At 76.7% G+C, this 23,839-nt stretch carries 21 protein-coding genes; 12 read left to right on the top strand and 9 right to left on the bottom strand.

Annotated features, from left to right (window positions below):
* Positions 1–67 precede the first annotated feature (67 nt).
* From ACFY61_RS12180 to ACFY61_RS12170, 3 genes are all read right to left on the bottom strand, one after another.
* On the bottom strand, positions 68–1,060 hold the full coding sequence (locus ACFY61_RS12180) for an FAD binding domain-containing protein (protein ID WP_389470369.1): 993 nt from the start codon (positions 1,058–1,060) through the stop codon (positions 68–70).
* On the bottom strand, positions 1,057–1,626 hold the full coding sequence (locus ACFY61_RS12175; protein ID WP_389470366.1) for a (2Fe-2S)-binding protein: 570 nt from the start codon (positions 1,624–1,626) through the stop codon (positions 1,057–1,059). Before ACFY61_RS12175 ends, ACFY61_RS12180 begins: the two co-directional genes overlap by 4 nt.
* An 82-nt stretch (positions 1,627–1,708) precedes the next feature.
* Complete coding sequence (locus ACFY61_RS12170) at positions 1,709–3,079, bottom strand: phytase (protein WP_389470364.1); 1,371 nt, start codon at positions 3,077–3,079, stop codon at positions 1,709–1,711.
* Positions 3,080–3,316: 237 nt separating this feature from the next.
* Here ACFY61_RS12170 and dhaK point away from each other — a divergent pair, with 237 nt between their 5' ends.
* From dhaK to ACFY61_RS12150, 4 genes are all read left to right on the top strand, one after another.
* Positions 3,317–4,306 carry a dihydroxyacetone kinase subunit DhaK gene (gene dhaK, locus ACFY61_RS12165; protein WP_389470362.1) on the top strand — a complete coding sequence of 330 codons (990 nt, stop codon included), beginning with the start codon at positions 3,317–3,319 and terminating at the stop codon, positions 4,304–4,306.
* 54 nt (positions 4,307–4,360) lie between these two features.
* Positions 4,361–4,987, top strand: coding sequence for a dihydroxyacetone kinase subunit DhaL (gene dhaL / locus ACFY61_RS12160; protein ID WP_389470359.1), 627 nt, complete (start codon positions 4,361–4,363; stop codon positions 4,985–4,987).
* Complete coding sequence (locus ACFY61_RS12155; protein ID WP_389470357.1) at positions 4,984–5,394, top strand: PTS-dependent dihydroxyacetone kinase phosphotransferase subunit DhaM; 411 nt, start codon at positions 4,984–4,986, stop codon at positions 5,392–5,394. The genes dhaL and ACFY61_RS12155 overlap by 4 nt, the downstream gene beginning before the upstream one ends.
* An 81-nt stretch (positions 5,395–5,475) precedes the next feature.
* Complete coding sequence (locus ACFY61_RS12150) at positions 5,476–5,880, top strand: hypothetical protein (RefSeq protein WP_389470354.1); 405 nt, start codon at positions 5,476–5,478, stop codon at positions 5,878–5,880.
* 33 nt (positions 5,881–5,913) lie between these two features.
* Here the strand turns inward: ACFY61_RS12150 and ACFY61_RS12145 are convergent, their stop codons facing one another.
* Positions 5,914–6,297, bottom strand: coding sequence for an RNA-binding S4 domain-containing protein (locus tag ACFY61_RS12145; protein ID WP_389470353.1), 384 nt, complete (start codon positions 6,295–6,297; stop codon positions 5,914–5,916).
* A gap of 133 nt (positions 6,298–6,430) precedes the next feature.
* On the opposite strand from ACFY61_RS12145, the gene ACFY61_RS12140 reads away from it, so the two are divergent.
* From ACFY61_RS12140 to ACFY61_RS12130, 3 genes are all read left to right on the top strand, one after another.
* A complete protein-coding gene (locus ACFY61_RS12140) occupies positions 6,431–6,826 on the top strand; it encodes a molybdopterin-binding protein (RefSeq protein ID WP_389470351.1) in 396 nt (131 codons plus the stop codon).
* 86 nt (positions 6,827–6,912) lie between these two features.
* Entirely contained in the window at positions 6,913–7,734 is an 822-nt protein-coding gene (modA, locus tag ACFY61_RS12135; protein WP_389470349.1) for a molybdate ABC transporter substrate-binding protein, read from the top strand.
* A 136-nt stretch (positions 7,735–7,870) separates the two neighbouring features.
* Positions 7,871–9,889, top strand: coding sequence for an ABC transporter permease (locus tag ACFY61_RS12130; protein WP_389470346.1), 2,019 nt, complete (start codon positions 7,871–7,873; stop codon positions 9,887–9,889).
* Here ACFY61_RS12130 and ACFY61_RS12125 read toward each other — a convergent pair.
* Positions 9,870–12,791: a phosphodiester glycosidase family protein gene (locus ACFY61_RS12125; RefSeq protein WP_389470343.1), complete on the bottom strand. Its 2,922-nt coding sequence runs from the start codon at positions 12,789–12,791 to the stop codon at positions 9,870–9,872. The two genes, ACFY61_RS12130 and ACFY61_RS12125, sit on opposite strands and share 20 nt — an antisense overlap.
* Before the next feature lie 181 nt (positions 12,792–12,972).
* On the opposite strand from ACFY61_RS12125, the gene ACFY61_RS12120 reads away from it, so the two are divergent.
* Together ACFY61_RS12120 and ACFY61_RS12115 are read left to right on the top strand one after the other, a co-directional pair.
* Positions 12,973–13,347, top strand: coding sequence for a peptidase inhibitor family I36 protein (locus ACFY61_RS12120; RefSeq protein ID WP_389470340.1), 375 nt, complete (start codon positions 12,973–12,975; stop codon positions 13,345–13,347).
* 90 nt (positions 13,348–13,437) lie between these two features.
* Positions 13,438–14,343, top strand: coding sequence for a DUF4328 domain-containing protein (locus tag ACFY61_RS12115; RefSeq protein ID WP_389470338.1), 906 nt, complete (start codon positions 13,438–13,440; stop codon positions 14,341–14,343).
* Here ACFY61_RS12115 and ACFY61_RS12110 read toward each other — a convergent pair.
* Entirely contained in the window at positions 14,325–16,505 is a 2,181-nt protein-coding gene (locus ACFY61_RS12110; RefSeq protein ID WP_389470336.1) for a SpoIIE family protein phosphatase, read from the bottom strand. The two genes, ACFY61_RS12115 and ACFY61_RS12110, sit on opposite strands and share 19 nt — an antisense overlap.
* A 74-nt stretch (positions 16,506–16,579) precedes the next feature.
* On the opposite strand from ACFY61_RS12110, the gene ACFY61_RS12105 reads away from it, so the two are divergent.
* Entirely contained in the window at positions 16,580–17,059 is a 480-nt protein-coding gene (locus ACFY61_RS12105) for an SRPBCC family protein (RefSeq protein WP_389470333.1), read from the top strand.
* A gap of 42 nt (positions 17,060–17,101) precedes the next feature.
* On the opposite strand, the gene ACFY61_RS12100 is transcribed toward ACFY61_RS12105, so the two are convergent.
* Entirely contained in the window at positions 17,102–18,301 is a 1,200-nt protein-coding gene (locus ACFY61_RS12100; protein WP_389470330.1) for a DUF6777 domain-containing protein, read from the bottom strand.
* Between the two features lie 440 nt (positions 18,302–18,741).
* Between ACFY61_RS12100 and ACFY61_RS12095 the strand changes: the two genes are divergently transcribed.
* Together ACFY61_RS12095 and ACFY61_RS12090 are read left to right on the top strand one after the other, a co-directional pair.
* Positions 18,742–19,977, top strand: coding sequence for a streptophobe family protein (locus ACFY61_RS12095; protein ID WP_389470327.1), 1,236 nt, complete (start codon positions 18,742–18,744; stop codon positions 19,975–19,977).
* A gap of 50 nt (positions 19,978–20,027) precedes the next feature.
* On the top strand, positions 20,028–20,228 hold the full coding sequence (locus ACFY61_RS12090) for a DUF5988 family protein (protein ID WP_389470324.1): 201 nt from the start codon (positions 20,028–20,030) through the stop codon (positions 20,226–20,228).
* Positions 20,229–20,630: 402 nt separating this feature from the next.
* Here ACFY61_RS12090 and ACFY61_RS12085 read toward each other — a convergent pair whose 3' ends face one another.
* The gene (locus ACFY61_RS12085; RefSeq protein ID WP_389470321.1) at positions 20,631–21,233 is read right to left on the bottom strand and encodes a hypothetical protein; all 603 of its coding nucleotides are present in this window, start codon (positions 21,231–21,233) and stop codon (positions 20,631–20,633) included.
* A gap of 9 nt (positions 21,234–21,242) precedes the next feature.
* Positions 21,243–23,804 carry an FHA domain-containing protein gene (locus ACFY61_RS12080; protein ID WP_389470319.1) on the bottom strand — a complete coding sequence of 854 codons (2,562 nt, stop codon included), beginning with the start codon at positions 23,802–23,804 and terminating at the stop codon, positions 21,243–21,245.
* Positions 23,805–23,839 lie beyond the last annotated feature (35 nt).

Here is a 23,839-nt window from a genome sequence, read left to right as displayed (position 1 = left end):
GGCGCCGCGCGAGCGGGGTCAGGTGCGGGGCGGGGTCAGGTGCGGGCGGGGTCGGGTGCGGGCGGGGTCAGGTGCGGGGGCCTGCCGCGAGGGCGTTCAGCAGGTCGCGGGCGAGGTTGCGGGCCAGCGGCACCTTGAAGGCGTTGTCGCGCAGCGGTTCGGCCCGGGCGAGTTCGGCGTCGACGGCCCGGCGGACGGCGTCCTCGGTGGGTTCGGTGCCGAGCAGCAGTTCCTCGGCGGTGGTGGCCCGCCAGGGCCGGTGGGCCAGGCCTCCGAAGGCGAGCGCCACGTGGCGCACGCGGCCGCCGTCGGTGTCGAGTACGGCGGCGGCGGAGGCCAGGGCGAAGGCGTACGAGGCGCGGTCGCGGGCCTTGCGGTAGCGGGAGGGCAGGCCGGCGGTCTCCGGCGGGAGCAGGACGGCGGTGAGGATCTCGCCGGGTGCCACGACGGTGTCCCGCTGGGGTTCCGCGTCCGGCAGCCGGTGCAGGCCGGTCACGGGCACGGTGCGGATGCCGCCGGGGCCCTGGAGTTCCACGTGGGCGTCGAGGGCGGCGAGGGCCACGGCCAGGTCGGAGGGGTGGGTGGCGATGCAGTGGGCGGAGTGGCCGAGGACGGCGTGGTCGCGGTGGATGCCGTCGCGGGCGCCGCAGCCGGTGCCGGGCTCCCGCTTGTTGCAGGGTTTGGCGGGGTCCTGGAAGTAGGCGCAGCGGGTGCGCTGGAGCAGGTTGCCGCCGGTGGTGGCGATGTTGCGCAGCTGACCGGAGGCGCCGGCCAGCAGGGCCTGGGTGACCGCGGGGTAGCGGGTGCGGACGAGGGGGTGGGCGGCCAGGTCGCTGTTGCGGACGCCGGAGCCGATGCGGAGGCCGCCGTCCGCGGTCTCCTCGACATCGTCGAGCGGCAGCCGGGTGAGGTCGACGAGGGTCTCGGGCCGTTCCACGCCGAGCTTCATCAGGTCGACGAGGTTGGTGCCGCCGCCGAGGTAGCGGGAGCCGGGGCGGCCGCCGTGGGCGGTGAGGGCCTCGGTGACGCTGCCGGCGCGGACGTAGGCGAAGGGCTTCACGCGACCACCCCGCCGCCGGCCGCGACGTCCAGGACGGCGTCGACGATGCGCGGGTAGGCCCCGCAGCGGCACAGGTTGCCGCTGAGCCGCTCGGCGACCTCGGCGCGGGTGAGGTTCACTCCTTCGGGGTCGCCAGCGGCCTCGGCGAGCATGCCGGCGGCGGAGCAGAGCTGGCCGGGGGTGCAGTAGCCGCACTGGAAGGCGTCCCGTTCGAGGAACGCCTCCTGCAGGGGGTGCGTGCCGGGTCCGCCCGTGGCGGAGCCGAGGCCCTCCACCGTGGTGACCTCGGCCCCGTCCTGGGCGACGGCGAGCAGCAGGCAGGCGTTGGCCCGGCGGCCGCCGACCAGGACGGTGCAGGCACCGCACTGGCCGTGGTCGCAGCCCTTCTTGGCGCCGGTCAGGCCGAGGCCTTCGCGCAGCAGGTCGAGGAGCGTGACCCGGTGGTCCACCTCGGTCTCGTAGCGTTCGCCGTTCACGTGCAGCCCGATGCGGGAGCGGGTCACCTCGCTGCGCTGCTCCACTGCTGCCCCTTTTCTTCCGGTATGCGGGATTGCCTTCCTTCGCATAACCGCACGGGGCGCGTTTCACACCCCCGCTGGGACGGTCGGAGCAGGGCGCGCGGGGGCCGGACCGGGCCGAAGGGACGCCCTAGAGGTCGGCGGCGTCCTCGAGGGCGCCGAGGTCGACGAACTTGAAGTCGGTGTCGTCGCGCTCCCCGCCCTCCCCGTCGGGGACCGCCGGGGTGTTCCGGCCGTCCTGGACGACGAGCAGGCCGCGCGGGAACAGCGGGCCGAGCGGGGCGTTGAGCACGGCGGCGCCGTCGCACTCCTGGACGCCGTCGGGGGCGCCGGGCCGGCCGTCGGTGATCCGGAAGCCGCCCTCGTGCTCGTTGCCCTCGTCCGTCTCGCGGTCGTAGAGGACGAAGGTGTCGTCGCCCTGGCTGGAGGCCATCAGGTAGCCGTCGCCGTCGTCCTCGCGGTAGATCGTGAGGCCTTCGACGTCCGCCGACAGGTGCTCGCCGCCGAAGCCGGGGTCCCGGCCGGGGGTGCACTCCTCGGTGGTCTCGTCGTACGTGGCCGGTACGCCGTACTCGCGGACCCGGTCGATCAGGACGGGGGTGCCGGTGAGGTCGGCGCGCATGCGCCAGATGCCGACGTCCTCCTGGCCCGCGTACAGGGTGCCGTCGTCGGGGTCGACGACCATGCCCTCGACCTGCGGGAGTTCGCCCGGCTCGCCGCAGGGGGTCCAGCGGCCGCCGTCGGGCATGGTGAAGGCGGACGGCAGTTCGATGCGGCGCACCAGGTCGTAGCGGACCGTCCCGGCGGCGGTGGTCTTGATCTCCAGGAGGGCGACGGCGGTGGTGCTGCGCCGGCTGACCAGCGCGTAGGACCGCCCGGTGGCCCGGTCGCTCCAGGTGGCCAGGCCGTAGGCGGTGCGCTGCTCGTCGGTCTCGGCCTGGTCGGCCGAGAAGATCCGGGCCGCGGCGGGGTCCGTCACGTCGGTGAGGGGGCCGCCCGGGCGGGAGGGGTCGATCCGGTAGAAGCGCAGGCGGTCGTTGCCGCGGTCGCTGACCACGGCGATGTCGCTCCGGCCGGCCGGCAGGCGCAGGCCCTGGAGCAGGTCCACGTTGTTGAACCGGCCGGGCGCGTGGTCCGGGCCGGGCGCGGCGGGGGCCGCGACGGACTGGACCTGACGGGCCCGCAGGTCGTAGACGCGCAGGCCGCCCTCCTTGGCGGTGGCGACGACCAGGCTGCGCGCCGGGTCGGCCGGGTTGCGCCAGATGGCGGGGTCGTCGGCGTCGGCGTTGCCGCCGGCCTCGTCGTCGTGCAGGGCGGGGGTCTCGGCCACCGCGGTGACGGCGGGCAGGGCCTGGTGCCGGGGGGCCTGGTGCAGGGGGGCCTCCTGGCGGGGGGTCTCCTGGCGGGTGGTCGCGGGGGCGGCGGGCGAGGAGAGGCCGAGAACGACGGCCAGGGCGCCGGTCGTTGCGCCGGTCCACTGGGCAACACGTAGGGGCTTCAAGGACGTTACCTCCGAGTATCCGACTGACGAGCCGGACCTTCGCAGCCGTCGGCGAACTCGCCGGGGGGTGGCGGTCAACGGCGGGTGAACACTGCCCGCGCGGTGGATCTGCGCGAGACTGGCCCGTGCGGCCGTCCGCTCGCTGCTGCCCGGCCGCGTCCGCCCAGTCGCTTCTGCCCGGTCGCGACCGGCCGACACCCACGCCGTCCTGCTCGTCCGGCCATACGAGGAGTCGCCTTGAAGATGCTGATCAACACCCCGGAGACGGTGGTCGCCGACGCGCTGCGGGGGATGGCGGCCGCCCACCCCGACCTCGTGGTGGACGTCGAGCGGCGGCTGGTGGTGCGGCGGGACGCGCCCGGGCCCGGGCGGGTGGGGCTGGTGTCCGGCGGCGGGTCGGGGCACGAGCCGCTGCACGGCGGGTTCGTGGGGTACGGGATGCTGTCGGCCGCCTGCCCCGGGGAGGTCTTCACGTCCCCCGTGCCGCAGCAGATGGTGGAGGCGGCCGCGGCGGTCGACGGCGGCCGGGGCGTGCTGTTCGTGGTCAAGAACTACACCGGCGACGTGCTCAACTTCGAGATGGCCGCCGAACTCGCCGAGGAGGACGGGATCCGGGTCGAGCGGGTCCTGGTCGACGACGACGTCGCGGTGGTCGACAGCCTGTACACGGCCGGGCGGCGCGGCACCGGCGCCACCCTGTTCGTGGAGAAGATCGCTGGGGCCGCCGCCGAGGAGGGTGCGCCGCTCGAACGGGTGGCGGCCCTGGCCCGCAAGGTCAACGAGTCCTCGCGCAGCTTCGGTGTCGCGCTGACCGCCTGCACCACCCCGGCGAAGGGCAGCCCCACCTTCGAGCTGCCCGAGGGCGAGATGGAACTGGGCATCGGGATCCACGGCGAGCCGGGACGGGAACGGCGTCCGGTGGTGCCGGCGCGGGAGATCGCGGAACTGGCGGTGGAGGCCGTGCTGGCGGAGCTGCCGCCGGGGCCGGTGCTCGCCCTGGTCAACGGCATGGGGGCGACGCCGCTGCTGGAGCTGTACGGCTTCAACGCGGAGGTGCGGCGGGTGCTGGAGGCACGCGGCGTGCCGGTGGCCCGCTCGCTCGTCGGCAACTACGTCACCTCCCTGGACATGGCCGGGTGTTCGCTGACCCTGTGCCGGGTCGACGAGGAGCTGCTGGGGCTGTGGGACGCGCCCGTGCAGACCGCCGCGCTGCGCTGGGGCCGGTGACCGCGGGCCGTCCTAGAGTGTGGGCAGCTGGCCGGTGACGGGAGGAGATCGACGGTGCGGGACGCAGGGTTCTTCCGGCGGTGGATGACGGCCGCGACGGCCGTGGTGGAACGCGACGCGGACCACCTGACGCAGCTCGACTCCCCCATCGGGGACGCCGACCACGGCAGCAACCTGCTGCGCGGCTTCCGGGCGGTGTCGCGGGAGCTGGACGCGGCGGAACCGGCGGCGCCCGGGGAGGTGCTCCAGCTGGCCGGGCGGACGCTGATCTCCACGGTCGGCGGGGCCTCCGGCCCGTTGTACGGGACTCTGCTGCGCCGGGCCGGCAAGGAGCTGGGCGCGGCGCCCGAGGTCTCGGACGAGGAGCTGCGGAGGGCCCTGCACGCCGGTGTGGCCGCGGTCGCGCAGCTGGGCGGGGCGGCTCCCGGTGACAAGACGATGCTGGACGCGCTGGTTCCGGGCGTCGCCGCGCTCGGCACCTCCTACCGCGCGGCGGCGGAGGCGGCGGCGAACGGGGCGCTGGCGACCGTACCGCTGGTGGCCCGCAAGGGCCGGGCCAGCTACCTCGGGGAGCGCAGCGCCGGGCACCAGGACCCGGGGGCGACCTCGTCGGCGCTGCTGCTCGGCGCGCTGGCCGAGGTGGCGGGAGCGGACGGGGACGGAGAGGGGGCGGCGGCATGAGCGGGTCCGAGCCGCTGGTCGGCATCGTGCTGGTGTCGCACAGCGCGCGCGTGGCGGAGGCGGTGGCGGACCTGGCCCGCGGACTGGCGGCCGGCGGCCCGGTGGCGCCGCTCGCCGCGGCCGGTGGTACGGCGGAGGGCGGCCTGGGCACCAGCGCCGACCTGATCGTCGCGGCGGCGATGGCGGTGGACCGCGGGGCCGGGGTGGCGCTCCTGGCGGACCTGGGCAGTTCGGTGCTGACGGTGAAGTCGCTGCTGGCGGAGGAGGAGCTCCCGGCGGGGGCCCGGCTGGTGGACGCCCCGTTCCTGGAGGGGGCGGTCTCCGCGCTGGTGACCGCCTCGGCCGGGGCTCCCCTGGAGGCGGTCGTGGCGTCGGCCGCCGAGGCGTACGGCTACCGCAAGGCCTGACCGGCGGCCGCGCCCCCCGTCCGGCCGGGCTCCGGCGTCCCCGGCCCGTCCGGCGGATCATGCCGATGGCAGAGTGTGCCGGTGAGTTACAGCGTCTTCCTGCTCCGGTTCGTGGACGGCGAGGTCGCCTCCCTGGACGCCGAACGGTTCCGCGAGGTGACGGGGCCTTACCTGGTGGTGGGCGGCCTGGAGGAGGGCTTCTCCCAGGTCCGCGCGGAGGACGGGGGTGCGGCGGACCTCTACCACGCGTCCTCGGACGAGGCCGGCATGTCGTGCGTGACCGCGACGCACTTCGCGCGGGGCGCGATGCTCGGCGTGCTCGCCCGGCTGGCGGCGGCGCTGGGAGCCTCGATCGTCCCCCAGGACGGTGGCGCGCTGATCTTCCACGAGGAGGAACGCGGGCACCTTCCCGCGGAGCTCCGGGAAGGCGCGCTCGTCATCGCTCCCACGGGGGACGCGTTGCAGGCGGTGTTCGACGCGCGGTGACGGGCGGCGGTCCGCGGAGCGGGCCGCCGGGGTTCAGTGGCCGCGCAGCTGGTCCAGTTCCCGCCGGTCGCGCTTGGTGGGGCGGCCACTTCCGCGGTCGCGGAGGCCGGTGGCCGCCGCCTCCACGCGGGTGGGCGGCGGCGGGCTGTGGTCGACGTAGGCCTCCGCCGCCACCGGGGCGCCGACGCGCTTGCTCAGGGTCTGGCGGACCACGACCCTGCGCTCGCGGCCCTCGTGGAACAGCCGCACCTCGTCGCCCGGCTTGACCGTCTGCGCGGGCTTGGCCCGGTCGCCGTTGACGCGCACGTGGCCGGCGCGGCAGGCCGCCGCCGCGATGGAGCGGGTCTTGGTCAGGCGCACCGCCCAGATCCAGGCGTCGACCCGCGCCGATGTCTGTTCGTTTCCCGTGGCTGCCATGACCGCACTCTAGCGATCCTGCGCCCGGAGGCCGAAGCCCATTTCGGCTGATGCGACAACACGCTTGGCATCTGCCATGCATATCATCCAAGAGAATTGCACATGCGGCTCACCTGCGCCTACCTTGTCGCACATGCAGTCCTACACCATCGGTCAGGCGGCGCGTCTGCTCGGCGTCAGCCCCGACACCGCGCGCCGCTGGGCCGACGCCGGCCGGGTCGCGACCCACCGCGACGACAACGGCCGACGGCTCATCGACGGCCGGGACCTGGCCGCCTTCTCCATCGAGGTGGGCCAGGACGCCCACGCCGAGGACGACGAGCCGTACACCTCGGTCCGCAACTCCTTCCCCGGGATCGTCACCGCCGTCAAGCTCGGCGAGATCTCCGCGCAGGTCGAGATCCAGGCCGGTCCGCACCGGCTGGTCTCCCTGCTCACCCGGGAGGCGGTCGAGGAACTCGGTCTGGAGGTCGGGATGCGGGCGACCGCCCGCGTGAAGTCCACCAGCGTCCACATCGACCGCGCCTGAGTCCGCGCGCCCGCCGGCCGCGGCCCGGCCCGCGGCCGGCCCGCCCGCCGGGCCCGCCGCCCCACCCACATCGGAGTGCTCCGCCCATGTCCACGAAGTCGCCCCTGTTCCCCACCCGCCGTGCCGCCACCGCCCTGCTGTCGGCGGCCCTGCTGGTGCCGCTCGCCGCCTGCTCCGGCGGGGGCTCCGCCGACGGGGCCGCCGACGGGAAGTCGGGCGCGCCGTCCTCGGCCGCCCCGAAGAGCGTCTCCCTGACCGTGCTCGCCGCCTCCTCGCTGACGGACGTCTTCAAGACGGCCGGTGCCGCGTACGAGAAGTCCCACCCCGGCACCAGCATCACCTTCTCCTTCGCCGGCTCCCAGGAGCTCGCCGCCCAGGTCAGGCAGGGGGCCCCGGCCGACGCGCTGGTCACCGCGGACACCAGGACCATGGACGGTCTGAAGGCCGAGACCGGCACCCCGGCCGTGATCGCAAAGAACCGCCTGGTGATCGCCACCGGCAAGGGCAACCCGCACAAGGTCGGCGCCCTGAAGGACCTCGCCGACACCAAGCTGAAGGTGGTCCTGGCCGCGCCCGAGGTACCGGTCGGGCGTTACAGCAAGCAGATCCTCGACGCCCAGAAGGTCGAGGTGAAGCCGGTCTCCCAGGAGCCGAACGTCCGCGCCGTGCTCAGCAAGGTCGAGCTCGGCGAGGCCGACGCCGGCCTCGTCTACAGGACCGACGCCGCCAAGGCCGGGGACAAGGTCGCGGCCGTGGAGATCCCGGACGCGCAGAACGCCGTCGCCTCCTACCCGGCCGCCGCCCTGAAGGCCTCGAAGAACGCCGACGCCGCGGCCGCGTTCGTGGCCTGGCTGAGCGGCCCCGAAGCGCAGAGGATCCTCCAGGACGCGGGCTTCCAGCAGCCGTAGTCCCGGCCCGGGGGGAAGGGGGGCGGGGCTGTCCGGTCCGGGGGGACGGGCAGCCCCGCTCCGCCGTTCCCGCCCCCGGCCGCGCCGTACCCGCCCCAGAACCCCGACCGCACCGCCACCACCTCCAGGACCCGTGATGCCCACAACCCGCCGAGGCGCCGAACGCACCGGCCCCCGCGCGCCCCTCGCCCTCGCCGTGCCCGCGGTGCTCGCCATCGCGTTCCTGCTGCTGCCGCTGATCGGCATCCTGGCCCGCACCGACTGGGCCCGGCTGGGGCAGCACCTGACGACCCCGGGCGTCGTCGAGGCCCTCAAGCTCTCGCTGGTGGTCTCCTTCTGGGCCCTCGGCCTGTCCCTGCTGCTGGGCGTGCCCCTGGCCTGGCTGCTGGCCCGCGTGGACTTCCCCGGCAAGGCGCTGGTCCGCTCGCTGGTCCTGCTGCCCATGGTGCTGCCGCCCACGGTGGGCGGGGTGGCGCTGCTCCTCGGGTTCGGACGGCGCGGGCTGCTCGGGCCCTGGCTGGAGGGCACCTTCGGCATCACGCTGCCGTTCCACACCTCGGGCGCCGTGGTCGCCGCCACCTTCGTGGCCATGCCGTTCCTGGTGATCAGCCTGGAAGGGGCGCTCGGCGGCCTGCGCCAGAGCTACGAGGAGACCGCCGCCTCGCTCGGGGCCGGACCGTTCCGGGTGTTCCGTACGGTCACCCTCCCGATGGTGGCGCCGGGCCTGATCGCCGGAGCCGCGCTCACCTGGGCCCGGGCGCTGGGCGAGTTCGGCGCGACCATCACCTTCGCCGGCAACCTGCCGGGCACCACGCAGACCCTCCCGCTCCAGGTCTACCTGCTGCTCCAGGACCAGCCCGACGCCGCCACCTCGCTGTCCCTGCTGCTGCTGGCCATCGCCATGGCGGTCCTGGTCGCGCTGCGCGGCCGCTGGACCGCCGCCCCGGCCGGCCGTCGGGCGGCCACGGTCCCCGCCCCGGCCGGTGAGCCGGCGGCCCGGGACGCCGTGGAGGCCGCGGGCGGCACGGGCGCCGCGTCCGCCGGGCCCGCCGGGCCCGCCTCGCCCGCCGCGGCCTCCCCGCGGGACGAGCCGTCGCCCGGGGCCGCCCCGGCCGCCGAGCGCTGGCCGCTGCACGCCGAGGTGACCGGGTTCAACGAGCTCACCCTCGACGCCCCCGGGGGCACCACCATCGCCGTGGTCGGGGAGAACGGCGCCGGCAAGACCACCCTGCTGCGCGCGCTGCTCGGCCTGACCCCGCGCGCCCACGCCCGGCTGCGGCTCGGCGGCACCGACGTCACCGACCTCCCCCCGCACCGCCGTCAGGTGGCCTGGGTCCCCCAGGACGGGGCGCTGTTCCCCCACCTGACCGCGCTCGCCAACACCGCGTACGGGCTGCGCGCCCGCGGCGTGCCGCGCGCCGAGGCCCGCCGCGAGGCGCAGGCGTGGCTGGACCGGCTCGGCGTCGGCGCCCTCGCGCACCGCAGGCCCGGCCAGCTGTCCGGCGGGCAGGCCCAGCGGGTGGCGCTGGCGCGCGCGCTGGCCTCGCGGCCGCGGCTGCTGCTGCTGGACGAGCCGCTCGCGGCCCTCGACCAGACCACCCGTACGCACGTCCGGCACACCCTGCGGGGTCACCTGGCCGGGTTCGGCGGGGTCTGCCTGATCGTCACCCACGACCCGGTGGAGGCGGTGTCCCTGGCCGACCGGGTGCTGCTGCTGGCCGACGGGCGGGCACTGCAGGACGCCCCGCCCGCCGAGGTGACCCGGCATCCGCGTTCCCCGTGGGTGGCCCGCATGCTCGGGCGGAACGCCTGGCCCGGAACGGGCTCCGGGGACGGCGTGGACCTGGAGGGCGGCGGCCACCTGGTGGTCGCCGACCCGGTGGACGGCGGCGCGCCCACCCTGGCGATCATCGCGCCGGAGGCCGTGTCGGTGCACCGGGAACGCCCCGGCGGCAGCCCGCGCAACGTCTGGTCGGGCACGGTCCGCGAGCTCACCGCGGTGGGCAGCCGGCTGCGGGTCCTGGTGACCTCGTCCGAGGCTCCGGCGCTGGTCGCGGAGATCACCCCGCAGGCCGCCGCCGAGCTGGGCCTGGCGGAGGGCGTGCCCGTCTGGACCAGCGTGAAGGCCACCGAGGTCACCGTCGTACGGCTGTGACGGCGGGCTCGTCCCGTTCCGCGGAGGCTCCGGGTGCCGCGCCGCGTACCGCACCGCGTACCGCACCGCGGGTCTCGCCCGGCGTGGGGCCGGCGACGCCCCCGGCGGCCGCGGACTCCCGGGCCGCCGACAGCGGCCGCTCGTGCACCGCGAGCCAGTCCGTGCCCGCGTCCGCGCCCGCCGGGCGGGCGCCCCGTCCGGCGAAGGCGTCCGCGCCCACCAGGGCCCAGCGGGTCGGGGCCGCCGCGTAGGAGAGCACCCCCTCGGTGCGGCCCGCCGCGGAGCGGGGCGCGTCCAGGGTGATCACCGCCGCGCCCTTGCCCGTCGTACGCCGGAACTCCTCCAGCAGCCGGGTCCGGGCCGCCGTCTCCTTGCGGTCCACGAGCTCCGGTCCGGCGTGGTCCTGTACGACGGCCAGCGCGCCGGTGCCGGGGTCGCGCGCGGCCGCGGCGAGCTCCGCGCGCAGCGCCCGCAGCCGGGTCAGGCCGCCGCCGGCCAGGGTGGGCCGGGTGGTGTCCAGGCGGAGGAACCGCACGCCCCGGTGGCGGAAGGCGCCGCCGCCGGGCACCGGGCGGAAGGCTCCCGGCCGGTCCGGGCCCGTCAGTGCGGTACGGCCCGGCGCGGCGGCGGTCCCCGCCGGCCCGCCGAGGACGAAGTCGACGTGCTCGGCACGGGCGCGGGCCAGCGCCTGCCGGACCTCGGCCGGGGTGCGGCCGGCCGGCAGGATCGCGAACCTCCAGGGCCGGGCCCGGATCTGCGCGGGGCCGGTCAGCAGCCGGTCGCGGTACGGCCGGGCCGGGGGTGCCCCGGGCGGGCCCAGCGGGACGGCAGGGCCCGGGGCGGATTCGGCGGTGAGGGTGTCCACGACGAGGGGGGTGGTGGAGCCCAGCCCTTCCAGGGTCAGGGGCCCGGCGGCCCCCGCGGGTACCGGTACCTCCGTACGGGTCCATCCGGTGCCGGGCTCCACGGCGGGCCCGCGCAGGGTGAGTTCGGCGCCGTGGCGGTCGGTCAGGTGGAGCAGCGGGGCCGCGGGGGCCGGTCCGTCGGCCCGCGCCCACAGGTGGAGGCGGCGCACCGAGCCGGGCAGCGGCAGCGGGCGGGGCGGCCGGGCCTCGGATTCGCCTCCGGCCACCCGGATCCCCGTACCGGTGTGTCCGGCGGCCGTTTTGGTGCCGGGGCCGCTCCAGCCGGGTTCGACGTCCCAGTCCTCCACGGCGGTGTCGGCCAGGCCCACGCCGACCCGGACCCAGGTGGTGGCACCGGTGGCGGGGACGGTCGCGCGGAGCAGCCCGGAGCCGTGCGCGGCCAGTGCGGTGACGGTGAATCCGCCCCGGCCGTCGTCGACCACCCGCCAGCGGGCCGGGTCGTACTGCCAGCGGACGTCGCGCGGTTCCACGGGGGCGGCGGCGCCGTCCGCGTCGTACCCGGTGAGCCGGAGGGTGGTCTCGTCGGCCGGGCCCGCGAAGGCGAGGCGGTCGGCGGAGGGTTCGACACGGGTGAGCGGGCGCAGCACGGACAGCCGGATCCCGCCGTCGGCGGGTGTGCGTCCGGCGTGGACCAGGGCCGCTCCCGTGCGGTCGGCGCGGAACACGCCGTCGGGGCCGACACGGCCGGCGCTGCCGGGGGTGGTCCACCACTCGGGGCCGGCGACGGGGGCCGGGCCAAACGTTTCGTCATGGCCGGTGGCGGTCAGGGTGCGGCTCAGCCCGGGGAAGACCCGGGTGGTTCCGGCGACCGCCTCCACCAGGAAGCCGGTGGCCCGGCCCGAACCCGCCGGGACGGTCAGCGCAAGCCCGTTGGGGACCCTCCGGGGACTGCCGTCGGACGGTGAGTTCTCCAGGACCAGCGCGTCCTCGCCGGGGCGGGTGGCGAGCAGGGTGGTGGAGCCGCCGCCGTCGAGGTTGAGGGCGTCGTGGGCGCCGAGATCGCGGAGCAGCCGGCCGAGGGCGGTCAGGGTGAGGCCGCCGCTGTCCCGCTGGCGGCCGTCGACGGTGAGGATCCGCAGGCTCCGGCCGTCGCCGGAGAAGCCGACGGCGGTGCGCGGGGCCGGGTGGTTGTTGCGCACCCGGTCGTGGTCGCGCGGCTTCCCCGCGACGACCAGGGGTTCCCGGCCGCCGATGGCCGACCGGGGCACCGGCCGGGCGTCGGCGGCGGCCAGGCCCGCGGCGACCCGTACCCGGTCGCCCGGGCGGAGGGCTTCCAGGTCGGCGGCGGCCGCGGCGTCCCGGGCGGTGAGCCGGGTGACGCCCCGGGGCGGGGTGCCGCCGTCCGGCCCGGAGCGGACGGCGGTGACGCGGCCGTCCCGTACGTCGGCCTCGGCGCGGGATCCGGCCGGCAGCAGGGCCCCGGTCCAGTCGGCGGTGTAGGCGGCGATGCCCCTGGCGGGGGGACGGGCGGAGTTGAAGCCGGTGAGCGGGCGGACGGCGCCGCCGGGCAGGGTGACCTCGCCCTCGAGGGCGAGCCGGAGGACGCGGCCGCGGCCGCCGGGGCCGAACCCGACGGCGGCACCGGCGCCGCGGGCCGGGGCGTGCAGGAGCCGGCCGGCGGCGAGGCCGGGGCCGAGCGGGGCTCCGGTGCGGCGGATGTCGAAGAAGTCGCCGTTCACGGCGGCGAGCACGCGGCGGCCGGTGGCGGCCCGGTGGCGGGCGGCGGCCTCGGCGACGGTGGCGGGGCCGCCGAGGTACTCGACGGCGACGCCGGCGGCGGCGAGGTCCACCCGCAGCTCGTCCACGCGCAGCCAGCGGTCGGCTTCGAGCCGGTCGTAGGACTCCAGGCGGACCCCGGGGGCCAGCGGCCGGCTGGTGCGGTCGGTCTCGATCCCGTCGGCCGCGTGCGCGGTGGCGGGGGCGAGCAGGAGGAGGGGCAGCAGGGTGGTGCCCAGGAGCGGACGGAGGGTCGACACCCGTGCAGGATCGTTTAGTCAGGACGGTCGGCACACGAGGACACAAGGCAGCAAACCGGTCACCACCCCCTTGCTTCAGCCATTGGCCGCCAATCCGATGAAATTGCCGCGCCGGGTTGGGTAGCGTCGGCCGCGCTCGACGACCGACGAGCACCACCGCACAAGAAGGGGGAACCTCATCGTGCGCACCCGAGTCCTCGGCGCGTTCGCCGCCACCGCCGCGTTCGCCGCCGTCATGGCCACCGCTCCGACCGCCTCCGCGGAGCCGAACCCGCCCGGTTGCCCCAAGGGCAACTTCTGCGCCTACTCCGGCGAGAACCAGACCGGGACCCTGCTGCTGAGCACGCCGGGCAACTGGTCCGGGACCATTTACAACGTCCAGTCCACGTTCAACAACGGCAACCCCTACCCGGGGGCCGACCACATCCAGCAGACCTACCGGTACGGCGGCGGGACCCACGGGGTCTGCCTGCACTACAACCCCGGCCCCGGCGTCTACAAGATCAACTGGGACAACATCACCCTGACCGGCGCCCGCTGGCGCGGGGAGTGCTGACCGGCCGGACGTAGCCCGGCGCGGGCGCGCCGGCGGACTGACGTAGGGTCACCCCACAGCGCACGTCCGAAGTCCCCGGGGGTCCTCACCATGTCGTTCCACTCCGCCGGCCCGCCTCCCCGGTACGGGCAGGAGCCGTACCGGCAGGAGCCGTACGGGCAGCCGACGTACGGGCAGCCGACGTACGGGCAGCCGACGTCCGGGCAGCCGCCTCAGTGGTACGCCCCTCCCCCGCCGGCGCCGCCCACGGCCCCGCCCGGGCCGCCCGCCCCTCTTGTGCCGCCCCCGCACCCCGCCCCGTCCTCGCGGCCCGGCCGCCCCGCGCCCCGGCTGCGTCCCGGCGGCAACGTGGAGACGGCCCTCGGCGTGCTGCTGGCCGCCAACGCGCTCGCCGCCCTGCCGGCCGCGGTCACCGGGTTCCTGCTGTTCCGTGAACTCCCGCCGGACGCGGGCCTCATGCCCGTCGGTGGCGCCTCCGCCTACGGCTCGTACGACCTCAACTCCTTCACCGGCGTGATCCAGGGCGCCCTGCTGCTGGTCACCGCCGCGGTGTTCACCCTGTGGTTCCACCGGGTGCGGGTCAACGCCGGGCTGTTCGAGCCCTACCGGTTCCGCCACGGCGCGGGATGGGCGGCCGGCGGCTGGTACGTCCCGGTGGTGTGCTGGTGGCTGCCGTTCCGCACCGCGCTCGGCATCTGGGCCGCGAGCGGCCCGCCGCCCGCCGGCACCGGGCGGCCCCCGGCCTCCGTGGCGCCCGTCGCGGCCTGGTGGTTCCTCTGGGTCAGCGCGGAGGCGACCGCCCTCCTGGCCCTCGGGGCCCGGCTGCTGGACCAGGACGTGCCGCACTGGGCGCGCACCGCCACCGGTCTGGCCCTCGCCGAGGACGTGCTGCTGCTCCCGGCCGCCGTGCTCGCGCTGGTCTTCGTACGGAAGGTCTCGGCCATGCAGCAGGCCCGGCTGCGCCTCGCCCCGGCCGGCTACGTGCCGGTGGGCTGACCATCGGGCCGCTCCGGCGCGCCGGGGGCGGACGACACGGGAATCGACGACACGGGGACCGACGACACGGCATCGGATGACACGGCGGCGGGCTGCGACACGGCTGGGCGCGGCGGCACGGCGGGGGCGGGCGGCACGGCGAACTCGCACCACACGCACTTGCCGCCGCCCCTGGGCTCGACCCCCCAGCCGTCCGACAGCCGGTCCACGAGCATCAGGCCGCGCCCCGAGACCGCCCAGTCCCCGGCCTCCCGCCGGTGCGGCAGCGCGCTGGAGGAGTCCTCGACCTCGACCCGGACCCGCCCGTCCGGGGTCAGCCGCAGGCTGAGCAGGCCGCCGCCCTCGGTGTGCACCAGGGCGTTGGTCATCAGCTCGTCCGCGGCCAGCTCGATCTCGTCCGCCCGGTCCCGTACGCCCCAGGCGGCGGCCGCGGCGCGGATCAGGTGCCGGCCGGCGGCCGGGCCGTCCGGGTCTCCCGGGGCGAGCCGCTGACGGAGCGGGCCGCTGCCGCGCGGCGCCGGGCTGCCGCGGCGGCGCAGCAGGAGCAGCGCCACGTCGTCCCCGCCGCCCGCCTCGCCGACCAGGTCGAGCAGGTGGTCGGCGAGTTCCTCCACGTCGTGCGGGCCGTCGCCGACCGCCCGCATGAACGCGTGCATGCCGGTGTCGGGGTCGGCTCCCGGGCGTTCGACCAGCCCGTCCGTGCACAGCAGCATGGTGTCGCCCGGGTGGAGTTCCAGGCTGCTGACCGGGTAGCCGGACCCGCTGCCCGGGCGGCCCTGGGAGAGGCCCAGCGGGAGCCCGCCGGCCACCGGGATCCGGTGGCAGGTGCCGTCGCCGCGCCGGACCACCGGGTCGAGGTGACCGGCCCGGACCAGCTGCGCCACCCCGCTGTTGAGGTCGACCTCGGCGTAGGTGCAGGTGGCGAAGCGTTCCGTGTCCAGCTCCCGGAGGAAGGCGGACGCCCGGGTCATCGCGGTGCCGGGGGTGTGGCCCTCGGTCACGTACGCGCGCAGGACGATCCGCAACTGGCCCATGACCGCCGCGGCGTCGGTGTCGTGACCCTCGACGTCACCGATCATCACCCCGACCCGGCCGTCGCCGAGCGGGATGACGTCGTACCAGTCGCCCCCGATGTCGCGGCCCATCCGCGCGGCGCGGTACCGCACGGCGATCGTGGCGCCCGGCACGGCGGGGATGCGGCGCGGCAGCATCGCCCGCTGGAGGCCCTCCGCCAGGTCGTGCTCCTGCTCGTAGAGCATGGCCCGCTGGAGGCTCTGCGCGATGCCGCTGCCGAGGGCGACCAGCAGGTTGCGCTCCTCCGTGGTGAAGTCGGCCTCGCGGGTGTAGAGCAGGCCGAGCGCGCCGATCGGGCGGCCCTGGGCGATCAGCGGCAGGTAGACGCCGCTGCGGACCGACAGCGGCTCGATGTACGGCCACAGCAGCGGGAAGCGGGCCTGGAACTCCTCCCGCGAAGCGATGAAGACGGGTTGCAGGGTGCGGACGGCCTCGCTCATCGGGAAGGCCGCGTCGATCCGGGTGTACTCGATCTCGGGCACGTAGGAGCCGAGCTGGCCCTCGGCGACCAGGTGGATCCGGCCGCCGTCGACGATGCCGAGCATCACGCTGACCGCGCCCAGGTGGCCGAGCGCCTCCGGGTCCTTGAGGACGTCGGTCACGTCGTTGACGGTGCGGGCGTGGGCCAGGATCGCCGTGGTGCGTTCGACCACGCCGGTCATCCGGCGGCGCACCGCGTCCTGGCCGCGCGGTGCGCCCGGTTCGCGCGGGTCGAGCGCGGCGTCCCGGACCACGCCGATGATCCGGTACGGGCGGCCGGCCGGGTCGCGCAGGATGTGGCCCTGGATGTGGGTCCAGCGCAGGGAGCCGTCCCGGCGGCGGATGCGGAAGTAGGTGCCGAAGTGGTCGCGGCCCTCCTTGAGCGCCTGGGCGACCCGGGCGTCGAGGCGGGCCTCCTCGGCGGGCGGGATGCGCAGCCGCAGGCCGTCCGGTGTGCCGCTGTAGTCCTCGGGGCACAGCTCGTAGACCTCGAGAGCGGTCGGGTCCAGGTGCAGCTGCCCGCTGTCGAGGTCCCAGTCGAAGGTGCCCATGCGGTTGAGCGCGAGACTCAGGTCCGGACGGGCGGGCCAGTCGACCTCGTCGGCCATGCAGCCACTGTCTCACCCTTCGGCGCCGCGCGCGGCGGGGTGTGCGGCGGTGCGTGCGGGGCGACAATCCGACCATGGCGGATCGTGAGGTTTCGGTCGAGCGCGAGATCGCGGCGCCGGCGGACGAGGTATGGCAGGCGCTGACGGACCTGGAGTCGATGCCCCTGGTGCTCGGTGGGGTGGACTCGGTGGAGGTGCTGACCCCGGGGCCGTTCGGGGTGGGCACGCGCTGGCGGGAGACCCGGCGGATGTTCGGGAAGAGCGCCACCGAGGAGATGTGGGTGACGGCGTGCGAGGCCCCCTCGCGGTACGTCACCGAGGCCGAGAACGCCGGCATGCGCTACGAGTCCGAGTTCCGGCTGGCCGGGCGGGGGCCGGGGCGGACGGCGGTCCGGATGACGTTCGCGGCCCGCCCGCTGGAAGGCCGCAAGCTGCCGCTGCTGGCCCGGCTGCTCGGCGGGGTGGGGGCCAGGGCGGTGGCCAAGGCGATCGAGAAGGACCTGGCGGACGTGGCCGCCTCGCTGGAACGTACCCGGCGGGACGGCGGCGCCTGACGGGCGCCTGAGGCTCCCCGGCGCCTGAGGCTCCCAGGGCCGTCACCCGGCTCCGTCGGCGGCCGTCGGCGGACCCGGCGGCGGGGTCACGGGTGCGGACGTCGATGTGGACGTGGATGTGGACGTGGATGTGGACGTGGATGTGGACGGCGATGGGGCCTGCGCCGGGGCCTGCGGGGTGCCGCGGGGATCGAGGAGGCCCGGCCCGGCCGTGCGTCCGGCCGCGGACGACGGCGTCGGCGTGCCCGCGGCGGAGGTGGTGGCGGGCCGTGGGGTGGACTCGTCCGCGGAGGCGGCGGACGGGGGACCCTCCGGGCCCGACGGGGTCCGTGTCCACGGCGCCGCGTCGGACGGGGGTACGACCTCCGGCAGGGTGGTCACCGGCTGGGGCGTCCGAGGCTCGCGGGTGAGCGGGGGCGGGGGCTGCGGGGGTGGGGGCAGCGGGGATCGGGGCTGTGCGGGCGCCTGCGGGGTCTGCGGGGTCACCGGCCCCGTCGGCGGCGGTACGGGACGGTCCGGTTCGCGGCCCCGGGCCGCGCCGTGCTCGCGCTCGAACCAGCGCCCTTCCCGGTGGTCGTAGATCACCAGCTTGTCGATGGTCCTGCCGGCGGGGGCGATCACCACCACGCCCTGCGGGTGGTACGCCGGCCAGGGCTGCCCCCGGCGCTTCGAGCCGGGTCGCACCGGCACCGGCTCGCCGAGCGGGTTGCCGCAGGCGCAGCGCACGCGGGGGACGCCGCGGTCGTCGACCAGGACCGCCGTTCCGGCTTCGAGCACGGCCTGGTAGGGGACGGCGCGGCCGTCCCGGTAGCCGTGGTTGGTGACGCGGGTGTCCATCCGCAGCCGTACCGGGGTGAGGGAGCGCAGGTGGGCGGGGACGGCGCCGGGGGCGATGCCCAGGGCCCCGGCGAAGGCGCGGTTCAGCGGGGGCCGGGCGGTGAGCACCCGTATCTGCTTCTCCACGTCGCAACTGGCCGTGTCCCTGGTGCCGCCGTAGATGCCGGGCCGGTCCCCGGTCACCGGGCGGGTGGCGACGGGTCCGGTGGGCAGGCGGGTCGCCGGCCCGCTGGGGGTCGGCCGGGGCTCCGGCTCGCCGGGGGCGGTCGCGGTGGACTCGGTGAACGGGTCGCGGCCGGCCGCCGAGGCCGGTTGGAGGTAGAGCTCGCCGCCGGTGGTCGGCCCGCCGTCGGGCCGGGTCAGCACGAACGAGAGGGCGACGGCGATCGCGAGCGCGCCGGTCACGGCGGCCAGACCGGGCCAGGACCTCCACCAGGCCCGCCGGCCGCGCCGCGGGCCCTCCGGCTCCGCCGGGCCGCCCGCGCCGCCCGGGCCGAGGGGTCCGCCCGGGGGGCTGGGCGGAGGCGGGGGTGGCGGTGCCGGCGGGAGCCCCCGGCCGCCGCCCGAGAGGGGTCCGGGGGGCGGCCCGGCGGGACGCCCGGCCGGCGGAGTGCCCGAGGGCTGCGTCGTCACGGTTGGCCTCCGGTGGGGAGAAGTCCCGCCGCGGCGCGGCGCGGTGCCGTGTCGCCGTCGGGGGCGGGGCGGCGCGCCCCGGACGTGTCCCCGGCATGCGCGTGCGGAGCCGCATGCCCTGCTGGCAGTCTCCGGACAACCGTCACTCCCCCGCACCATTCGGTGGGCCGTTCAGGTGGTGGCCCGGCGACGGGGCTGCCTAGGGTGGCGGTGTGATCCGGTACTGGCGCGACGCCGTGGTCGCGGTGCTGGCGGGCTATGCGGCGATGCTGCTGGTCGCCTCCGCCGGACTGGCGTTCGCGGGCGCCGGCGGTCTGCCCGACGGGGCGTTCCCCCGGGTGGTGGCCGCGGTGGTCGTGTTGGCGGCCGGCGGCGTGGTCGAGGTGTCCGGCGGGGCCTTGTTCCTCACGGGGGACGACGCCCCGCTGACGGTGATGCCGCTGTCGGTGTCCCTGGCCGGGGCGCTGGCGGTCGCGTGGTGCTTCCTGCGGCCGCTGCGCGGCCGGGCGGTGACCGGGCCGGGCGAACTCCTGCGCCGCGCGGGACCCCTGGTGGTGTCGTGGCTGGCGGTGCTGACGGGGTTGGGTGCGGTCGCTCGCCACACCTTCGGCGTGTCCACCGAGGACTCCCCGCTCGGCCGGCTGGCGGAAGTGGTCGACGCCGCCCCGACCGTGGGGTTCCGGGCGGACCTCGCGGCCGGGCTGCTGTTCGGACTGCTGTGGATCCTGGGCCTCTTGCTGGTGGTCCTGCTGGTGTCGCGGCGCGCGCCGCTGCCGGCCGCGTTGGTGCGCTTCCAGGAAGCGGTGCGTCCGGCGGCGTACGCGGTGGTCGTCCTGCTCCTGGGTTACGTCGCCCTGGGCGCGGTGGTGGGCCTGGTGGTCGCGGTGACGCGGGGCCAGACCGCCCAGACGCTGGGGGTACTGCTGCTGTGCTTGCCGAACCTGGTGTGGCCGGCGTTCACGGTGGGGCTGGGCGGGGCGTGGCACGGCGCGGTGGAGCGGCCGTTCGGGCTGCCGGTGCCGACGGCGCTGGACGGGGTCCTGCGGGCGCCCGGGCCGGGCGCGGTGGACGTGGGGACGCTGGCCGCGCGCGATCCGCGGGCCTGGTGGCTGGTCGTCGTGGCCGCGCTGGCGGTGTTCGCCGCCGGGTGCCTGACCGCGGTGCGCTCCCCCGCCCGGGTGGGCCCGTGGCGGCACGCCCTGCACCTGGGGGTGGCACTGGCGCTGGGGGTACTGGCGGTGTGCCTGCTGGCGCCCGTCCAGGCGCGGTTCGGGCTGGCGCTGTTCGGCATCGGCGAGGCCGTCGGGCTGGGAGGCCGGCTGGAGCTGCTGCCGGAACTGCCGCGCACGGTGGGACTGGCGCTGGTGTGGGGCGCGGTGGGCGGGTTCACGGGGGCGCTGGCGGCGCGGCCGGTGCACCGGCGCGGGGAGGTCGGGCCGTCGCCCTGACGGGCGGGCGCCGAGGTGCGGGCGTCCCGGCCGGGGGCGAGAGTGGTGCCATGGCACACAAGGCTGCACTCGAAGGCGGGCCCGACGACCTGCCGGAACGCATCGTCGAGACCCCGGCCCACGGTGAGGACGTGAAGGTCAGGCACCGCGGCGGGTACGAGCACTTCCGGGCCACGAAGCGGGCCAAGCCGGGTCCGGAGGGCCCGATGCCGGTGTACGAGTGGTGGGAACGCACGGAGATCGCGGAGTGACTGCCGCCAGGCCGCCCGCCCCAACCCGAGCGGCTTGAGCGGGCCCGGGCGGAACCCCCGGGGCCACCCTGGCGGAGCCGGGCCGCACACCCAGCCCGAGCGGCGCTTGAGCGAGCCCCGGCGAAGCCAACGCCCCGCAGCCGGCGCCCCGCCCGGACACACAGGGCTCCGCCCCGCACCCCGCTCCTCAAACGCCGGAGGGGCTGGACATGCGCCCCCGCACCGGCCCGCACGGCCCCACCCCGCCCGGCCACTCCAGCCCGAGCGGCGATCGAGCGGGCCCGGGCGCAGCCCCGCAGCACCTGGCGGAGCCGGGCCGCACCACCCAGCCCGAGCGGCGATTGAGCGGACACCGGCCGGAGCCAAGCCGCGCAGCCGGCGCCCCGCCCGAGCGCACCGGCCTCACCGCGCCCCGGCGGGGTCCGTGGGGGGTGTGACGCGGGTCGGGGCGCGGCCGGTGGCGGCCGCGGGGTCCGGGCCGGCGGCCGGCGGCTGTTCGGGGGAGGGCGCGGTGCCGGCCGCGAAGGTGGTGAGGCCGGTCCCGTCGCCGTACGACCACTGGTCGGTGGCCTCGTCGTACAGCCACACCCGCTCGCCGTCGACGACCACGCCGGCGCGCAGCCCCCGGGTCGCGTCCCGGAAGGCCGCCGCGTCCGAGGTGCCGGCGGCGAGGTCCGCCGCGGCGGCCCGGTAGCGGTCCAGGGCCCCGGCGGCGCGGGCCAGCAGCGGCCGCGGGTCCCCGCCCCGGGTGATCGGGCGGTCCGCGGTGTCCGGCGGCTGCGGCACGGTGACGAGGAGGCGGCCGTCCACCCACGCGGACCAGCCGTTGCCGCAGAGGATCTCGCCCCAGTCGCCGCGGCGGGAGAGCAGCTGCACCGGCAGCAGGGGGTCGAGGGTGGCGGTGGGCCGGGATGCGTCAGGGGCCTCCCAGGCCGGCAGACCGCCGTACGGCACCACGTGGGTGGGGCGGAAACCGGAGCCTGCCGCCGCGTCGGGTTGGGTCATGGGCGGACCCTACTTCCGCATGACGGCCGGTTCGTGGCGGCGCAACAGCCGGGCCACCAGAACCACGAACAGGACGGAGAGGGCGAGGAGCACGCCGAGGGCGGTGAGCCAGGCGCCGGGCCGGTGGGCGAACAGCGGGTCGGCGGTGAAGCCGCCGGGGACGATCGCGGCCAGGTCGACGGTGCCGGCCATCGCGGCGAACGCCCACCGGGCCGGCACGATCCAGGCCAGCTGCTCGACGACGGGGGCGCCGGCGACCTTCAGCAGGGCGCCGCAGAACACGACCTGGACCAGGGCGAGGAGGACCAGCAGGGGCATGGTGACCTCCTCCTTGCGGACCAGCGCGGAGACCACCAGACCCATCGTCATCGCGGCGAAGGAGAGCAGGGCGACGGCCAGCGCGAGCTCGGCGAGCGGGGGCAGCAGGACGCCCTCCCCGCCCGGGGCGGAAAGCTCGACCCCGGCCAGGCCGACCAGGGTGAGGACGAGGGACTGGGCGACGGTCACCGTGCCGAGGACGATCACCTTGGACATCAGGTAGGCCGAACGCGACAGCCCGACCGCCCGTTCCCGCCGGTAGACGGGCCGTTCCTTGACGAGTTCGCGGACCGCGTTGGCGGCTCCCGTGAGCACCCCGCCGACGCACAGCACGAGCAGGGCGTTCACGGCGGACGCGGCGGTGAGCCGGGGGCCGGCCAGGGCACGGACCATGGCTCCCATCACGAACGGCAGGGCGATCATGATGGCGATGAAGGTGCGGTCGGCGGCGAGGACGGCGGCGTAACGGCGGGTCAGGGTGAGGAGCTGGCCGGTCCAGCTCCGCGCGGCGGGCGGAGGCGGGACGGCGCCGCCGGCCGGGCGGCCGGGGCGGGCGGCCCCGCGGGGCGCCGGGGCCGGCCCGGGCTGCCGGGGCCGCTCGGCCTGCTCGGGTCGCCCGGACTGCCGGGATCCCTCGGGCTGCTGGGGCCGGAGCGGCTGCCGGGCGGCTCCGTCGACGTACTGGCGTCGCAGGGCGGACGCCCGGTACTCCCCGGCCCAGTCGCGGTCCCGCTGGGTCTCGAAGGCCTCGAACGCCTCTGGCCACTGGCTGTGGCCGAAGAAGTCGAGGGTGCGGTCCGGGGGCCCGTAGTAGGCGGTCCGCCCGCCGGGCGCGAGGACCAGCAGCCGGTCGCAGACGTCGAGGCTGAGGACGCTGTGGGTGACCACCACGACCGTGCGCCCGTCGTCGGCGAGACCTCGCAGCATGTGCATGACGGACCGGTCCATGCCGGGGTCGAGTCCGGAGGTGGGCTCGTCCAGGAACAGCAGGGAGGGCTTGGTGAGCAGCTCCAGGGCCACCGAGACGCGTTTGCGCTGGCCGCCGGAGAGGCTGTGGATCGGCTGGTCGGCCCGCTGCTCCAGGCCCAGTTCGCCGATCACCTCGTCGACCCGGGCCCTGCGTTCGGCCCTGGCGGTGTCCTGCGGGAAGCGGAGCTCGGCGGCGTAGCCGAGGGCGCGGCGGACGGTGAGCTGGGCGTGCAGGATGTCGTCCTGCGGTACGAGGCCGATGCGGCGGCGCAGTTCCGCGTAGTCGCGGTAGAGGTCGCGGCCGTCGTAGAGGACGGTGCCGCCGTCCGCGGGGCGCAGTCCGGTGAGCGCGCCCAGCAGGGTGGACTTGCCGGAGCCGCTGGGGCCGACGACGGCGAGCAGGCACCGGGCGCCGGCCGGGAAGGAGACGTGGTCGAGCAGCACCTTGCGGCCGCGGTCGACGGTGACGGTGAGGTCCTGGACGTCGAGGGAGATCTCCCCGGTGTCGACGTACTCGACCAGGCGGTCGCCGGCCAGGCAGAAGGCGGAGTGCCCGATGCCGATGATGTCGCCCTCGGCGACGGGCGCGGCGCCGACCTGGGCGCCGTTGAGGAAGGTGCCGTTGTGGCTGCCGAGGTCGGCGATCTCGTAACCGCCGTCGGGGCGGGGGCGCAGCTCCGCGTGCCGGCGGGAGACGACGAGGTCGTCGATGACGAGGTCGTTGTCCGGGGCCCGTCCGATCCGTACGACGGCGCGGGAGGGGGGCAGCGGGCGGATGCTGGTGGGCCGGCGGAAGGTGCCGGTCAGGGACGGGGTGGCGACTCCGGTGGGCCCCGGCGCGTCGAGTGCGGCCGGCGGGGCGGGCCGGGACGGCGGCGGGGCCGCGTACGGGGGCGGGGCCGCGTGCGGCGGCGGGGCCGCGTGCGGCGGCGGGGGCGGGGACGGCGGCGGGGGCGGGGCCGCGGCGCGTTCGAGGAGGACGGCGCGCGGTCCGTCGAGCCCGCTGCCGAAGCGGAGCTCGCTGCCGGCGCCGACGTCCCAGGCGTGGATCCGGTGGCCGTCGGCCCAGGTGCCGTTGGTGCTGTCCTCGTCCTCGACGGTCCAGTGGTCGCCGTCGACGTGCAGGTTGGCGTGGTGCCAGGAGACGCGGGCGTCGTCGAGGAAGATCTCGCTGTCCGGGTCCCGGCCCACGTGGTAGGTCCGGCCCGGGCTCATCACGGTGGAGCCCCGGTCGGTTTCCAGTACAAGCTCGGGCGCGTTCGGCACACCGGTGCGCTGGACCATGGACAGATTTTCCCACGAGCCCCCCGGCCGGGCAT

The sequence above is a fragment of the Streptomyces sp. NPDC012888 genome (assembly GCF_042900645.1).
Taxonomy (GTDB): Bacteria; Actinomycetota; Actinomycetes; order Streptomycetales; family Streptomycetaceae; genus Streptomyces.
Note: the sequence above shows the minus strand (reverse complement) of the source record. Positions and strands in the feature narration are given on the sequence as shown.